The following is a 15,055-nucleotide window of genomic DNA, read 5'->3' as shown; positions in this document are numbered from 1 at the left end:
GTCCTCGGTGAGCAGGTTGGTGATCATCGCGGCCTGTGCGACGTCGGAGAGCTTGGACTGCTCCGGGTCGTAGTCCTGGCCGCCGAGTGCGGCGAAGTTGCGACCTTCGTCCCACGGCACGTAATCGTGAGGGTGCCACTCCCGAGCCATGGACAGGTGACGGTTCACGTTGTCCTCGGCAGTGGGCACCAGCTCTTGCAGAAGCTCGAGCTGTGTCAGATCCCTGGCCATCGACATGCCTCCTCGCGTTGACGTCGGCTCGCCAGCCTAGGGCGATCGATGCGTCGTGCGGGGTGCCTTGCCCGGATTCTGTTAGAGGTCGCAATCACCGGCGAGGCCGAGTGGTGCGATTTCACAGCTCACCGAGTGGCGAGATTCGATACGGGGGTTGCGAGAGCCGGTGAACGGAACACCCAGCCACGAAGAGCGAGGAATCGGGCGGCTCCGAAGATGCCACTCACGGCGATCACGACCAGAACCTGTACGTACGTCGGTGCCGCCGGGAACAGGATGTGCATTGCGGCCAGTGAGGCGGTGCTCAGACCGAGCCCGATCAGGGCCAGTCCTCCGGCTTCCCACTGAGTCTGGAACCAACCGACTCGACCGGTCGCATGGAAGGTGTGACGGCGGTGCAGTTCGTTGGCCAGGACGGTACTTGCGGCCACACCCGCGAGGTTGGCGGTGAACGATCCGAGGGAAGCGAGCGCGACGAACAACAGGGCGTACACACCGTTGCTCGACACCCCGACGATCACGAACCGCGTGAACTGAGCGAGCACCGACTCCCCGAGCATCCGCGACCTGATGCGGGGCGCACAGCCCGACGAACCGGACGCAGCTGGAGCTTTCAGGGAAATGCTCACGAGGACTCCAGTTGTAGAACCGGAAGCGTCGGTCGGCGCTTCGACTCGATACAACTCCGCGCACCGACGAATCGGTCTCGGGCGTGACGGAAGTCTCAGGCTTTCGTGGAACTTTCTTCCCGGGCGCGCTTCTTGCGGTCCAGGTCGATGTTGAGGCTGTCGGGCTTGATCGATGCGACGAACAACACCGCAACGAGCACGACCACTACGACGATGGTGACGACGACCACCGCGATGCCGAAAATTGCCAAGATACCGTTCATGTCCTGCCTCCCGTGTCAGGCAATACGGTACTTGTCGTAGACGGGCCGGTCGACGTCGCCCCTCGTGCGTTGCAGTTCAACTCACCAGGCGCGCTACGGCCCGCATCGGCAACGACAGCCAGGTGGGCCGATTGCGCGCCTCGTACAGCACTTCGTACACGGCCTTGTCCAGTTCGTATGCACGCAACAGGTCGGCCTCGTCACGGGGATCGTGCCCGGCCACCGAGGCGTATCCGTCGAAGAATGCCGAGATGCTCCGCGCCGCCCACTGCTCGGCCCGCTCGCGCGCCGACTCGTCCTCGGGGCGGTCGACCAGCAGGTGGTTGGCGGCGTAGTCGAACGAGCGCAGCATTCCTGCGACGTCGCGCAGCGCGCTGTCCATCTGCCTACGTTCGGCCAGGGTCTTGGCCGGCTCACCCTCGAAATCGATGAGCAGCCACCGTTCGGGAGTGCCCAGCACCTGACCCAGATGCAGGTCGCCGTGGATGCGCTGCACCGTGGTGCTGTTCGACGCCTCCGCCCGCGAGATCAGCGCGGTCGCCGCCGGGATGTACTGTGCGATCTCCGGCACCACCCGTGCCACTCCCGAGATGCGGGCGAGGATCTCCTCGACGGCAGTGGATTCCACCGACCGCTCGGCGGTGCCCAACTCCGATGCCAAATCGTGGTGTACCTGCGCCACAGCTGCTCCGATTCGATGCGCGTCGGAGGCGAAATCGGCCGGCAGTTCTTCGATCGGTGTCTGCGGGGAATCGAAAACCTCCTGCACGCTGGCCAGCGCCGCAGTCCAGCCTTCGGCGGAGTTCGCGGCGAAATCCTGGGCCATGCCGAGCGTCGTGGGTTCACCGCCGACTTCGGCTTCGAGCCAGCCGCGAAGCGGCGCGACGTTGACGCTCCCCGCCGCCGCCAACGCGCGATGCAGTTCCACATCGGGGCTGATTCCCGGCGGCACCTGACGAAACAGCTTGAGCAACAGCAGATCACCGAGAATCACCGAGGTGTTGGACTGCTCTGCCCCCAGAACCCGACCGCGCAGACCGCTCGGCACACTCGAACCGTCGACGATCTTGAATTCGATGCTGCCAGTGGCTTTTCCGGCGGCAAGTGCATCGCCGTACAGGCCGATGATCTCGGGGTCACGTAAACCGTCGAACACGGCCACCTCGCCCGCCACGGGCAGGGTCCACGGTCGGAGATCGTCGGTCAGCTCGGTGCGGAACCCCAGTGGAACCTGGTAGGTCTGCGTCACGGCGGTGCCGTCCTGCGTCAGCTGCACCTCCACCAGCAGATGCTCGGCCGCGAAATGCGGCTCGTCCAGGAGCACGTCGCGCGCGACGATGCGCACCGCTCCGACCGTCGAACCCTTTGCGCCGAACCACCGTTGACCTGGCAACCACGCCGCCAGAGCATCCTCGAGCTGGGGTTCGATCGTGCGTGCCACACTCGAGCTGGAACCGACCATGAGAATCTCTCGCCGCCTTCGGGGGAGTTTGCGGAGCTTGTGACCGTACTCAGCGAAACCTACCCACTCCCGGCGACGCTCACACACCGACCGCAAAGACACCCGAACGTTATGCAGGTCGTACGCCGGTGCACGGACATGCTCGTAGAGTGGTCACATGTCCGCTCCACTGACCGCCCACATCGACGTACACCGCGCCGGTGATCGATCGAAAACCCGTGTGTCCTGGCTGGACTCGAAACATTCGTTCTCCTTCGGCCAGCACTACGACCCCGACAACACCCATCACGGACTGTTGCTGGTCAACAACGACGACATCGTCACCGCCGGTCAGGGTTTCGAGACACATCCGCATCGCGACATGGAGATCGTCACGTGGGTGATGCAGGGTTCACTGGTGCATCAGGATTCCATCGGACACTCCGGAATCATCCATCCCGGCCTCGCGCAACGGATGACCGCGGGCAAGGGCATCATGCACTCCGAGAAGAACGACTCCTGGAGCATCGACGGCAACAGGCACACCGAACCCGTTCGCTTCGTGCAAATGTGGGTGCTCCCGGACAGTCCCGGTGCCACACCCGGATACGAACAGCTCGAGATCGGCGACGAACTACTGCGCGGCGGGTTGGTCACCGTCGCGTCGGGAATGCACAAGCACCGTGATCGGGCAGCGATCACCATCGGCCAGAAGTCGGCTGCACTGCACGCGGCAAGGTTGTTGCCCGGAGCCTCCGTGACCGTGCCCGACGCCCCGTTCGTGCACCTGTTCGTCGCGCGCGGCACTGTCACGCTCGAGGGGGTGGGCGAGCTCTGGGAGGGTGATGCAGTCCGCATGAGTTCCACTGGCGGACAACGTGTTACCGCGACCGAATCGGCCGAGGTACTCATCTGGGAGATGCATTCGCGGCTCGGCGGGTGACTCACCCGTTCGATGACAAGTTGATCACGCGAGCACGTGGCTCCTGTGCGCACCGAAGCCACCCACATACACTCCGAGCGTTCACGATCGCCGATATCGGAGGTACTCAACGTGTCGAATCAGAATCCGCCGCCCGGAAACTATCCCCCGCCCGGAAACTACCCTTCACCCGGTGAGTACCCCCAGCAGGGCGGCTACCAACAACAGCCACCGGCACCGAAGAACACCGTCGGCACGGTGGCTCTGGTCCTGGCGATTCTGGGTGTGTTGTTCTCCTGGACCATCGTCGGGGGCATTCTTCTCGGCCTGATCGCCATCGTTCTCGGCTTCGTCGGACGTTCCAGGTACAAGAAGCGCACCGCCACCAACGGCACCGTGTCACTCATCGCGATCGTTCTGGGTTTCGTGGCCGCAGCGCTGTCGATCGTTCTCGTCGTCGTCGGGGTCGGCCTGTTCAACGCAGTCGGTGGACAGGACTTCACCGACTGCCTCAGCAACGCAGGCAGCGATACTGCCGCACAACAGCAATGTGCCGACGAATTCCAGCAGAACGTCGAGAACCAGTACGACGACTCCACACCGAACTGAGCCGCCGCGTCAGGCACTCAGGTCTCGGTGCCTGACGGAGACCGATCACGTCGGGGCGTCGAGCCCGCCACGACCACCTGATTGCCGCCCTGCTGCTTGGCTTCGTACATCGCCGCGTCGGCTCGCCGCAACAGCAGCGTGGTGAGTTCCACGATGTCGAAATCGATGTCGTCGGAAATCGGATACGTGCAATGCGCGACGCCGATGCTCACCGTCAGGGGCGCGGGGTCCTCCGCGGAATGCGCGGCGCAGCGATACTTCTCGGCCAGCGCGAGGGCCTGGTTCTCGGCCGATTTGGTCACCACGGCGAACTCTTCACCGCCCACCCGCGCAACCAGCACACCGTCCGTCGTCAACCGACGTGCGACGAGTTGCAGGGCCGCGTCCCCCTGGTGGTGACCGAATCTGTCGTTGATCGACTTGAATCGGTCCACGTCGACGACCATCACCGACACATCGTTCGCCCCCAGGAAATACACCGGCAGTGCCTCGTCGAGCCCGCGCCGGTTGCGCACTTGAGTGAGTGGATCGAAGTTGGCCGCCTGCGCCTGAACCTGCAGTTTGAGAAGCAGATACTGGAAGAACGTGGGGCCCATGAACGTGATGGGCAACAGCACCACCAGCTGCGCGACGGCCAATCCGGGATCGGTGTCGGGTGAGAGCAGGATCAGCACGAAGAAGAGCGTCACGGCCGACCCGGCCCACAGCAAGTGCAGCGCCATGACTTTCGGACTGTGGAAGAGCTGGACGTACACGCTGTTGGCTGCGAGCATCGCGAGGGCCAGGAAGGTGGTCTGGGGCGATCCGTAGGACAACAGAACCAGCGTCACTCCGACGTCCGAGTACACGGCGAACAACAGAGACACCCGCTTCGAAGGCCAGGGAGCTTTCAGCCAGGCGACACCGACCGCGAGCGTCGACACGATCGCAACCACGATGATCGACCGGCCGACAGTCGATGTCGGCGGGGAATCGGTGAGCAACAACAGTGCGGCAGCGGCGAGTCCGTACGAGAACGTACTCAAGGATGCAGCGAGGCGATACGGAGCGAGCGCACCGTGCAGCCCGAGGTAGCTCACCACCGATTCGTAGCTGTGCGGCTGGTTCCACCATGTGCGCAGGAATGTCGAGTGCACGTAACCTCCATGCGCGTTCGGCTCAGAGATCACGGACCCGACAGGACGCCACCATGTCGGACCGGGCCGGACAAATCGGCCACACCCGATGCTATCGGACGCACATCACCCTCGGATGCCTCTTTGTCGGAACGCTGTGAAACCTCCCATACCGACGACGATGGCGATCACGACGAGCCATCCGATCGGCGCGAATTCGACTGCCGCTCCCGGCAATCGCGGAACATGAGTGAAGGGCGAGAGATCGAGCCAGGGCTGAGGCAGGCCCACGACCGACCCGACCTGGCCGACGGCGACGAAGCCGCCCAGAACGGCCCACAGGACGGTCGCGAATCGGGGGACAGCGCCGAACAGGGCAAGGCCGATGGCCGTCACCACCCATACGGCCGGGAGCTGACCCAGTGCGCCGCCGACGACGGACGGCAGTTCGCCCGAGACATCGCCGGTCGCCGACCCGTACGTCAGCCCGATGGTGAGGCCGACGACCAGCAGCAGCCACGCCGGGCCGAGAACGGCCAGGAGTAGGTGCCCTGCCAGCCAGCGGATCCGCGAGACGCCGGTGGCGAGAACGATCTCGGCCAGACCCGCCTCTTCCTCGGCGTGGAGGCGCAGCAGGGCCGACACCGAGTAGGCCGCCACCATGATGCCGACGATGCTCAGCACGGCCGCAACGAACGATTGTTCGAGTGTGGTACCGCCGAATTTTCCGAGCGCGTCGCCGATAGCAGTACTGCTGCCGAGCTGGTCGTCGATCCCGTCCGTGGACGCTCCGACGACAGTGCCGAACAGGGCGAGCCCGACGGTCCAGACGACGATGGTTCCGCGAGAGAGTCGCCAGGCGAGAGCGACGGGACCGGACAGTGACGGAGCGGCGGCCACCCGCCCGCGGCGCTCGGCCCGCAGCCCACTGCCGAGGTCGCGTCGACTCGCGGCCACGAATGCCGCGGCACAGAATGCGGCTGCGGCCGCCGGCGACAGCAACAGCGGCCACCACCTCTCGTCGGCGAACGGCCGCACCTGCGCCGACCACCCGATCGGCGAGAACCACGACAGGGTTCCCGAGCCGATGTCGCCGACAGCTCTGAGAACGAACGCTGCGGCCAGCACGCCGAGGGCGTAACCGCGAGCCACCCGAGCTCCCGACGCCACCTGCGCCGACACTGCCGCACAGCCGACGAAGACGATCCCCACCACGGCGACCGACGCCCCGTACGCGACGCTCCCGGCCACCGGCAGGCCGAACGCCCACAGCGAGAGAGACGACAACATTCCCGTCGCCGCCACCGCGCCGCCCGCCAACGCGATCGCCGCGGCCAACCCGGCGTAGCGTCCCACCGCCGTCGATCCGATCAGCTCGGTTCGACCCGCATCCTCCTCACCTCGGGTGTGACGGACCACAGTGAGGATCGCCGCCAGCGGAACCAGCGCCAGCACCAACCCCGAACGCCAGGACACCAGAGCTCCCAGGTCACTACCGAAGATCGGGCCGACGAGCGCTGCCTGCGCGGGCGCCGACAGAGTCCCGAGGTAGAACGCCTGACGATCCGCCGCCGTCGGATACAGGCCCTCGAAGCTGACCGCGTACAGCAGCGGCAACGCCCCGAGCAGAACGATCCACACCGGTGCCACCAGACGATCGCGACGCAGATACAACCGCAGCAACGCGCCGGTTCCTGTCAGAGCCTTCATGCGTAGTACCTCAGGAACAGTTCTTCGAGTGTCGGAGCGGAGCTGACCAGGCTGCGGACTCCGGCGTCGGCCAGCACGTGCATCGTCGCCGCAAGGGCTTCGTTCTCCACCGTGCAGGTGACCGATGATCCCGCGACTCGGACGTCGGACACCCCCGCGAGCGTGGTCAAACCGTCGGGCATGCGCTCGAGATCGGCGGTGACCGTCGTACGAGACAGGTGTCGCATCGACGCCAGAGTCCCGGTGTCGACCGTCCGCCCGTCCTTGACGATCGTCACCGAACTGCACAGTGCATCCACCTCGGACAGGATGTGCGAGGACAACAGCACCGTGACTCCGCGTCGGGCAGCATCTTTCACACAGTCGCCGAAATGCTGCTCCATCAGCGGATCGAGTCCCGAGGTGGGTTCGTCGAGGACGAGCAACTCCACGTTCGACGCCAGAGCCGAGATCAGCGCCACCTTCTGGCGATTGCCCTTGGAGTAGGTGCGGGTGCGCTTGCCCGGGTCGAGGGAGAACCTCTCGATCAACTCGGCCCGGCGAGCAGAGTCGATGCCTCCTCGCATTCGGCCGAGCAGGTCGATCACCTCACCGCCGGTGAGCGACGGCCACAGCGTCACGTCACCCGGCACGTAGGCCAGGCGTCGATGCAGCGCTACGGCGTCGGACCAGGGGTCGCTGCCGAGCAGCCGCACGTCGCCTTTCGTCGCGCGGATCAGACCCAGCAGGATGCGGATCGTCGTGGATTTGCCGGCTCCGTTGGGACCGAGGAAGCCGTGCACCTCACCGGTCGGTACGTGCAGCGACAGTCCGTCGAGCGCCCGAACCGAACCGAATTTCTTCACCAGGTCGTCCACTGCGATTGCGTCGGTCATTCTTTCGCCTCCAGATACGTGTCCAAAGCTCGGGAGTCGGTGAACAGTCCGTCGGTGTAGAGCTCGAGCGCGGGCAACATGACCTCGTGGCCGAGGGCGCTCAGTGCCTCGCGGAAATCGACGTCGGGGCCGGCCATCTGCACGTACAGCAGTAGTCCGCCGACGTTCTGTCGCGTCAGGAATCGGGCGCGTGCCGCGGGGTCTCGACTGGGGGTGAATCGGCCGTCGCGGACTCCTTCGTCGATGTAGCGGACGGCGTCATCGACCATGTGCTCGAACAACTCTCGCGCCAGCGCACCGCCCGAGGAGAAGCTCCGCACCATGTAGGCGACCAGCGGCGCGTACTCGTCGATCCGAGCGAGCTGTTCCAGCATGCCTGCGGGCGCAGCCGAGGCGGTCTTCGATTCGCGGATCACTCGCAGAACGTGCTCGTCGCACGCTGCGCGCAGCCCGTCCTTGGACCCGAAGTGGTGATTGAGCAGCCCGGGAGAGACTCCCGCCGCGGTGGCGATGGACCGCACGCCTGCGGTGAAGCCCTGTGAGCCGAAGACGCCGATCGCGGTGTCGCGGATTCGTGCCCTGGTGGTGAGATCCTCCGATACTGAACGCATGTACAGCACATTAAACACCCGTACAATCGAGCGCAAGAGTGTAAAGATGGACGCATGACTTCAGTAGTGAACTCGGGCATCGATCTCAGCTACCAGGACGAGAACACACGCGCACAGGACGACCTGTTCGTGCACGTCAACGGCAAATGGCTCGAGGAGTACGACATCCCGGCCGACCGCGCAGTCGACGGAGCATTCCGCACGCTGTACGACCGCGCCGAGGTCGACGTACAGACCATCATCGAAGAATCGGCCGCCGCGAACCCGCCCGCGGGTAGCGACGCGCAGAAGATCGGCGACCTGTTCTCGAGCTTCATGGACGCCGACCGTGCCGAGCAACTCGGCGTCACCCCGATCGCCGACGAGCTCACCGCCATCTCCGACGCCACCGACCTCGTCACCCTCGCAGGCGTTCTCGGCTCCCTGCAACGCACGGGCGTCGGCGGTGCAATCGGCCACTACGTCGACACCGACGCCAAGCAGTCCGATCGCTACCTGGTCCACTTCAGCCAATCCGGCATCGGCCTGCCGGACGAGTCGTACTACCGCCAGGACGAGTACGCCGAGATCCGTACGAGCTACCTCGAGCACATCTCGAAGATGTTCGCGCTCAGCGGCATCGAGTACGACGCTCAGACGGTGTTCGACCTCGAGCAGAAGATCGCCGCCGGCCACTGGGACGTCGTGGCCAGGCGTGACGCCGAGAAGAGCTACAACCTGGTCGATTTCGACACCCTGGTTCAGAACGGTGCCGGATTCAATTGGGCTGCATGGATGTCCGGGCTCGGTGCCACTACCGAGCAGTTCGCAGAGATCGTCGTGCGCCAGCCACCGTTCCTCAGCACCTTCGTCTCGCTGTGGACTTCCGAGGACATCGAGGCATGGAAGGCGTGGCTGGCCTGGCGCGTCGTGCATTCGCGTGCGCCGTTCCTGACGAGCGCGATCGTGGACGAGAACTTCGCGTTCTACGGAACGACGCTGACCGGTACCGAGGAGAATCGCGAACGGTGGAAGCGCGGAGTCTCCCTGGTTCAGGACGTGCTCGGGGAGGCCGTCGGCAAGCTCTACGTCGAACGCCACTTCCCGGCCGACTCCAAGGCCAGGATGCAGGTGCTCGTCGAGAACCTCACCGAGGCGTATCGACGCAACATCTCCGAGCTCGAATGGATGAGCCCGGAGACGCGTGAGAAGGCCTTGGACAAGCTGGGCAAGTTCACCCCCAAGATCGGCTACCCCGATCGGTGGCGCGATTACTCGAGCGTCGAGATCAGCGCCGACGATCTGCTCGGCAACTACCGCCGCGGCTACACCGCGGACTACCAGCGCGACCTCGACAAGCTCGGCGGACCCGTCGACCGTGACGAGTGGTTCATGACGCCGCAGACCGTCAACGCGTACTACAACCCCGGCATGAACGAGATCGTCTTTCCCGCAGCCATTCTGCAGCCACCGTTCTTCGACCCCGAGGCCGACGACGCGGCCAACTACGGCGGTATCGGAGCAGTCATCGGTCACGAGATCGGCCACGGGTTCGACGATCAAGGTGCCAAGTACGACGGTGACGGCAACATGGTGGACTGGTGGACCGACAGCGACCGCACCGAATTCGGCAAGCGCACCACGGCCCTGATCGAGCAGTACAACGAATTCGAACCCAAGGCACTGCCCGGCCACAAGGTCAACGGCGAGTTCACCATCGGCGAGAACATCGGCGACCTCGGTGGTCTGTCGATCGCGGTTGCCGCCTACGAGATCTCGCTCGAAGGCAAGGACGCGCCGGTGCTCGACGGCCTGAGCGGCCTGCAGCGCGTGTTCTTCGGGTGGTCACAGGTGTGGCGCACCAAGGCACGCGATGCCGAGGCAATCCGTCGACTCGCCGTCGATCCGCACTCGCCGCCGGAGTTCCGCTGCAACGGCGTCGTGCGAAATCTCGACAGTTTTCACGAAGCATTCGACGTACGGCCCGGAGATGCGCTGTACTTGGACCCGGGGAAGCGCGTCAAGATCTGGTAGCAACAGGCTGGTACACAACGGGGAGGGGACATCGGATGAAGGAATTCGCACGCTGGCTGGCCGCACACGGGGTGGTGCGCCTCGCGGCCAAACGGGGGGCGGCCGCAGGTGATCGGCAAGCGATGCTGCTGGTCGATCCGGCGACCCGGGCCGATCCGACACCCGTCTACGAGGAGTTGCGCGCCACCGCGCCGCTGGTGAAGACACGGATCTCGAACATCACCGTGCACCACCGGGTGGCGTTCGACCTGTTGCGCTCGGACGATTTCCGCGTCACCCAGCTGGGCGCAACCCTCCCCGGGCCGCTGCGTTGGATCGAGGCGCACACCCGGTCCGGTGCACTGCACCCGATTCTGCCGCCCTCGCTGCTCTCGGTCGAGCCACCCGACCACACGAGGTACCGCAAGCTGGTGTCCTCGGTCTTCACCGCCCGCGCGGTGAAGAAGATGCGCGATCAGGTGCAGGAAACGGCCGATGCTCTGCTCGACGAGCTGTCCGACGGTTCTCCGGTCGTCGACATCGTCGATCGCTACTGTGCGCGTCTACCGGTCGCGGTCATCGGGCGCATCCTCGGAGTACCGGTGGAGGACAATCAGCGAGTCCTCGAGTTCGGCGAGATGGCCGCACCCAGCCTCGACATCGGATTGTCGTGGTCTCAGTTCAAGCAGGTCGAACGCGGTCTGATCGGATTCGACGCCTGGCTGTCGCAACACATCGCCGGATTGCGTCGCAATCCCGGTGACGATCTGATGAGTCAGCTGATCGCCGCGGAGGACGAGGGCGTCGGCCTCAACGACGAGGAGCTCAGGGCCACCGCAGGTCTGGTGTTGGCTGCGGGGTTCGAGACGACGGTCAATCTGCTCGGCAGCGGGATCCAACTGCTGCTGGATCACCCCGACCAACTGGCTGTGCTGCAACAGGATCCGTCACACTGGCCCACGGCTGTCGACGAGATGCTGCGGATGGAGTCTCCCGTACAGCTCACGGCCCGCATGGCCAAGCGCGACGTGGAGGTCGAGGGAGTGACGGTGCACGCGGGCAAGCTCGTCGTGCTGGTGCTTGCCGGTGCCAATCGGGATCCGCTGGTGTTCGAGGACCCCAATCGCTTCGACGTCACCCGCGCCAATGCCGGTAAGCACCTGTCGTTCTCGGGCGGGCGGCACTACTGTCTCGGCGCTGCACTGGCCAAGGCCGAATCGGAAGTGGGCCTCAAGACCCTGTTCGACCGGTACCCTCACCTTCGGTCGGCAGGCGAGGGAACCCGTCGCAATACCCGTGTCCTGCACGGATGGGCCACGCTCCCAGTGAATCTCGGCGAGCCGGCTACGACAACCGCAGGCCTGTAACGGAATCGAAGAAGAACAGCTCGTCCAGCTTGGGTACCAGCCGAACGGTTTCGGCCAGTGCGATGGACAGCTTGCGATCGACTCGGACCGACATCCTCCCGGATGCGGTGGTCCACCCATCGATCGTGGCGGGTGCGGAGGCGTAGACGAACGACTCCGCACCCAGTTCCTCGATCAGCTCGACGGTCAGTTGCAGGCCGCCGGCACTGTCGCCGACCAGATCCCACGATTCCGGTCGCACGCCGACGACGACCCGCTCGCCCGCCGAGGACGGGACGGGAATGCGCAACTCACCGAGTACTGCCGCACCGTCGCGCACGGGGGCGTCGACCAGATTCATCCCGGGTGACCCGATGAATCCGGCGACGAACGTGTTGACGGGATTGTCGTACAGCTCCCGCGGCGCAGCGATCTGCTGCAACTTGCCGTCCAGCAACACGGCAACGCGATCACCCATGGTCATGGCCTCGACCTGATCGTGGGTGACGTAGACCGTCGTGGTGCCCAATCGTCGCTGCAGACCGGCAATCTGAGCCCTGGTCGACACCCGCAGCTTGGCGTCGAGGTTGGACAACGGTTCGTCCATGCAGAACACCTTGGGTTGACGCACGATGGCGCGCCCCATGGCCACTCGCTGTCGCTGTCCGCCCGAGAGCTTGCCGGGCTTGCGGTTCAGCAACGGCTCGAGCTCGAGCATCTTCGCGGCATCGAGTACTCGTGCTGCTGTGTCGGACTTGCTCATTCCGGCATTGCGCAGCGCGAAGCCCATGTTGTCGCCGACGGTCATGTTGGGGTACAGCGCGTAGTTCTGGAACACCATCGCGACATCCCTGGCCCGCGGGGCCAATGACGTGACGTCCACTCCGCCGATGTCGATGTGACCGCTTTCGACGGACTCGAGACCGGCGAGCATTCGCAGACTCGTCGACTTCCCACAGCCCGAAGGTCCGACGAGAACGATGAATTCACCGTCCGCGATGTCGAGTTCGAGGTTGTCGACAGCGAGCGAATCGGCACCCGGGTACCGGTGCGAAACACCGGCGTAGTGAACGGCGGCCATTACTTCGGCAGCTTCGGGGTGATCTGGCGGTCGATGATCTGCTGCAACTGATCCGAGACGGATGCGAATGTCGTTGCGACATCGGCATTCTGCAACGCGATCTGCTCGAGTCCACTACCGATGATCTTGTCGCCGCCGGGGACGAACACGCGGGCGTAATCCTGCGAACGCGTCAGCGCCAACTGGTCCACGGCCGTCTTCGCGTTGGGGTTCGCCTCGAGGAATGCGATCTCCGACGGGTCCTGCTGCGCAGACTTGCGGACCGGCATGTAGCCGGTGTTCTGGGAGAAGTACGCGGTGTTGGCACCGTTGGTGACGAAATCGATGAATTTGAGCGCGTTGACCTTTCGCTCGTCCGAGATCTTCGCCGGAATGGCCAGACCGGCTCCGCCGGTGGGGCAACCTGGGGTCCCCTCGGTGGCAGGCAGGAACGCGGTACCGAACTCGAACGCCGCCCCGCCCTTGATGGTGGACAGGTCGCCGGTGGAGGCGATGGTGGACGCGATGATGCCGGCAGCGAAGTCGTTGGCGATGTCGTTGGAGACCGCGGCGTACTTCTTGGTGTGGATCATGTCCTGCAGGAACTTGCCTGCCGCAATGGTATTGGGGTCGTCGAATTTGAGCTCGAACTGATCGGAGTACGATCCCCCGAACGTCCAGATGGGTCCCTCGAACGTCCACCCGAGGTAGTCGACGGCGTTACCCCAACCGTGAGCGAGCTTGCCGTTTCCGACGACGGCCTGAATACGCGGGCCCCATTCGTCGAACTCCTGCCAGGTGGCCGGCCCGCGATCGGGCAGTCCGGCCTGCTGCCAGACGGCCTTGTTGTAGTAGAACAGCGGCGTCGAGCGCGCGTACGGCAATGCCCAGTGGCTGCCGTTCCAGTTGTAGTCTGCCAGCAGCGAATCCACGTAGTCGGACTGGTCGACGCCTGCCGCGGAGAAGTGCTTGTCGAGCGGCTCGATCGCACCGGTGAGGGCGTAGTTGAACCACCAGACGTCCGAGAGCACGACGACGTCGGGCACATCGTTGCCGGACAGCGCCGCGTTGAACTTCTGCGACACCTCCTCGTAGTTCTTGCCACCGTCGATGAGATTGACCGTCAGGCCGGGGTTCTCGGCCTGGAAGCGCGAGATCAGTTCCTTCTCGAACTCCTGGGACTTGCCGGGGTGGTTCGACCAGAAGTTGATGGTGTTCGCGTCGCCTTCGACAGCCTCGCCGCCCGACCCACCCGATCCGGGGCCGCTGCACGCAGCGAGGGCTGCGGCGGCTGCGGCCGCACCGGTGAGCGTGAGGAAGCCACGCCGATTGATGATGTGTGCCATGGTGTTCGACTCCTGATAGTGAGGTGAATCAGCCCTTGACCGCACCGGAGGTGAGGCCCTTGATCATGTGGCGTTGCAGGACGAGAAAGACGAGAAGGATCGGCAGAATGGTCAGCACCGTCGCGGCCATCACCGCGCCCCAGTTGGTGTAGCCCTCGCTGTTCTGGAGCAGCGTCAACCCGACCGGAAGCGGTGCGACGGACGAGTCGTCGGACATCAGGAACGGCCAGAGGTACTCGTTCCATTCGGTGACGATCGTGATGATGGCGAAGGCGACCATGGTCGGGCCGGACAGCGGCAGGATCACCCGGAACATCAGCCGCACCGGTCCGGCACCGTCCATCCGCGCGGCCTCGATGATCTCCGGTGGCAGCGACAGGAAGTGGTTGCGCATCAGGAACGTACCGAAGGCGACCCCTACCAGCGGAATTATGATGCCCTGGAACGAGTTCCGCCACCCCAACTCGGAAATGAGCGAGTAGTTGGAGATGACGGTGATCTGATTGGGCACCATGAGGGCGGCGATGATGACGAGAAAGACGACGTTCTTGCCCGGGAAGCGCAGGAACACCAGTCCGTAGGCACTGAGAACCCCGAGGACGAACTTCATGGACGACACGGCCGTGGTGATGATGATGGAGTTGCGCAGATACGTGAAGAACGGCACCTCCGTCGTCGCCTCGTCGTAGTTCTGCGGATGGAACACGCTGGGCCACCACGTGACCGGCTGAACGTAGATGTCGGGTCGATCCTTGAAGGAGGTGATCAGGATCCAGAACAGTGGCAGCCCGATCATCAGCAGGACGGCGACCATGGCCGCGTATCCGAGGATGTTCGCGCTGCGTCGCGCACGTTGCTGGTCGCGTGGCCCCGGCACCTTCTCCGGCATTGCCGTCCGAGGC

General features: G+C 64.7%; 15 protein-coding genes. 4 read left to right on the top strand and 11 right to left on the bottom strand.

Annotated elements, in window-relative coordinates:
* The 4 genes from CH249_RS08455 to CH249_RS08445 all read right to left on the bottom strand — a co-directional run.
* Positions 1 to 231, bottom strand: a 231-nt coding sequence (locus CH249_RS08455; protein WP_179273086.1) for an acyl-ACP desaturase, incomplete at its 3' end; no start/stop codon positions are given.
* A 128-nt stretch (positions 232 to 359) separates the two neighbouring features.
* Positions 360 to 794 (bottom strand): GtrA family protein, encoded by a 435-nt coding sequence (locus CH249_RS08450; protein WP_141214694.1) that lies wholly within the window; start codon positions 792 to 794, stop codon positions 360 to 362.
* Between the two features lie 164 nt (positions 795 to 958).
* Positions 959 to 1,126: a hypothetical protein gene (locus CH249_RS27835; protein ID WP_176459207.1), complete on the bottom strand. Its 168-nt coding sequence runs from the start codon at positions 1,124 to 1,126 to the stop codon at positions 959 to 961.
* Positions 1,127 to 1,202: 76 nt separating this feature from the next.
* On the bottom strand, positions 1,203 to 2,588 hold the full coding sequence (locus CH249_RS08445) for a hypothetical protein (protein WP_094629195.1): 1,386 nt from the start codon (positions 2,586 to 2,588) through the stop codon (positions 1,203 to 1,205).
* 157 nt (positions 2,589 to 2,745) lie between these two features.
* Between CH249_RS08445 and CH249_RS08440 the strand changes: the two genes are divergently transcribed.
* Both CH249_RS08440 and CH249_RS08435 read left to right on the top strand, forming a co-directional pair.
* Positions 2,746 to 3,510: a pirin-like bicupin family protein gene (locus CH249_RS08440; protein ID WP_032396735.1), complete on the top strand. Its 765-nt coding sequence runs from the start codon at positions 2,746 to 2,748 to the stop codon at positions 3,508 to 3,510.
* Between the two features lie 111 nt (positions 3,511 to 3,621).
* Positions 3,622 to 4,098 carry a DUF4190 domain-containing protein gene (locus CH249_RS08435; protein WP_230596931.1) on the top strand — a complete coding sequence of 159 codons (477 nt, stop codon included), beginning with the start codon at positions 3,622 to 3,624 and terminating at the stop codon, positions 4,096 to 4,098.
* 17 nt (positions 4,099 to 4,115) lie between these two features.
* Here the strand turns inward: CH249_RS08435 and CH249_RS08430 are convergent, their stop codons facing one another.
* The 4 genes from CH249_RS08430 to CH249_RS08415 form a co-directional block, all read right to left on the bottom strand.
* Positions 4,116 to 5,234, bottom strand: a complete 1,119-nt coding sequence (locus CH249_RS08430; protein ID WP_094682041.1) for a GGDEF domain-containing protein — start codon at positions 5,232 to 5,234, stop codon at positions 4,116 to 4,118.
* A 105-nt stretch (positions 5,235 to 5,339) separates the two neighbouring features.
* Positions 5,340 to 6,923 (bottom strand): ABC transporter permease, encoded by a 1,584-nt coding sequence (locus CH249_RS08425; RefSeq protein WP_256980382.1) that lies wholly within the window; start codon positions 6,921 to 6,923, stop codon positions 5,340 to 5,342.
* Positions 6,920 to 7,798, bottom strand: a complete 879-nt coding sequence (locus CH249_RS08420) for an ABC transporter ATP-binding protein (protein WP_094682042.1) — start codon at positions 7,796 to 7,798, stop codon at positions 6,920 to 6,922. Before CH249_RS08420 ends, CH249_RS08425 begins: the two co-directional genes overlap by 4 nt.
* Positions 7,795 to 8,409, bottom strand: coding sequence for a TetR/AcrR family transcriptional regulator (locus CH249_RS08415; protein ID WP_094682053.1), 615 nt, complete (start codon positions 8,407 to 8,409; stop codon positions 7,795 to 7,797). The genes CH249_RS08420 and CH249_RS08415 overlap by 4 nt, the downstream gene beginning before the upstream one ends.
* 54 nt (positions 8,410 to 8,463) lie before the next feature.
* Here CH249_RS08415 and CH249_RS08410 point away from each other — a divergent pair, with 54 nt between their 5' ends.
* Positions 8,464 to 10,422: a M13 family metallopeptidase gene (locus CH249_RS08410; RefSeq protein ID WP_094682043.1), complete on the top strand. Its 1,959-nt coding sequence runs from the start codon at positions 8,464 to 8,466 to the stop codon at positions 10,420 to 10,422.
* A gap of 35 nt (positions 10,423 to 10,457) precedes the next feature.
* The gene (locus CH249_RS08405; RefSeq protein WP_094682044.1) at positions 10,458 to 11,768 is read left to right on the top strand and encodes a cytochrome P450; all 1,311 of its coding nucleotides are present in this window, start codon (positions 10,458 to 10,460) and stop codon (positions 11,766 to 11,768) included.
* On the opposite strand, the gene CH249_RS08400 is transcribed toward CH249_RS08405, so the two are convergent.
* Genes CH249_RS08400 through CH249_RS08390 form a run of 3 tightly spaced genes read right to left on the bottom strand, consistent with a single transcriptional unit; the run spans position 11,746 to position 15,042 of the window.
* Positions 11,746 to 12,828, bottom strand: coding sequence for an ABC transporter ATP-binding protein (locus CH249_RS08400; protein ID WP_032396739.1), 1,083 nt, complete (start codon positions 12,826 to 12,828; stop codon positions 11,746 to 11,748). The two genes, CH249_RS08405 and CH249_RS08400, sit on opposite strands and share 23 nt — an antisense overlap.
* A complete protein-coding gene (locus CH249_RS08395; protein WP_032396740.1) occupies positions 12,828 to 14,153 on the bottom strand; it encodes an ABC transporter substrate-binding protein in 1,326 nt (441 codons plus the stop codon). Before CH249_RS08395 ends, CH249_RS08400 begins: the two co-directional genes overlap by 1 nt.
* Before the next feature lie 28 nt (positions 14,154 to 14,181).
* Positions 14,182 to 15,042 carry a carbohydrate ABC transporter permease gene (locus CH249_RS08390; protein ID WP_179273088.1) on the bottom strand — a complete coding sequence of 287 codons (861 nt, stop codon included), beginning with the start codon at positions 15,040 to 15,042 and terminating at the stop codon, positions 14,182 to 14,184.
* Positions 15,043 to 15,055: the final 13 nt, after the last annotated feature.

Origin of the sequence: Rhodococcus sp. 05-2255-3B1, assembly GCF_002258545.1 — a bacterium.
In the GTDB taxonomy this organism is placed as follows: domain Bacteria; phylum Actinomycetota; class Actinomycetes; order Mycobacteriales; family Mycobacteriaceae; genus Rhodococcoides.
This window is presented reverse-complemented; position numbering and strand designations above follow the sequence as displayed.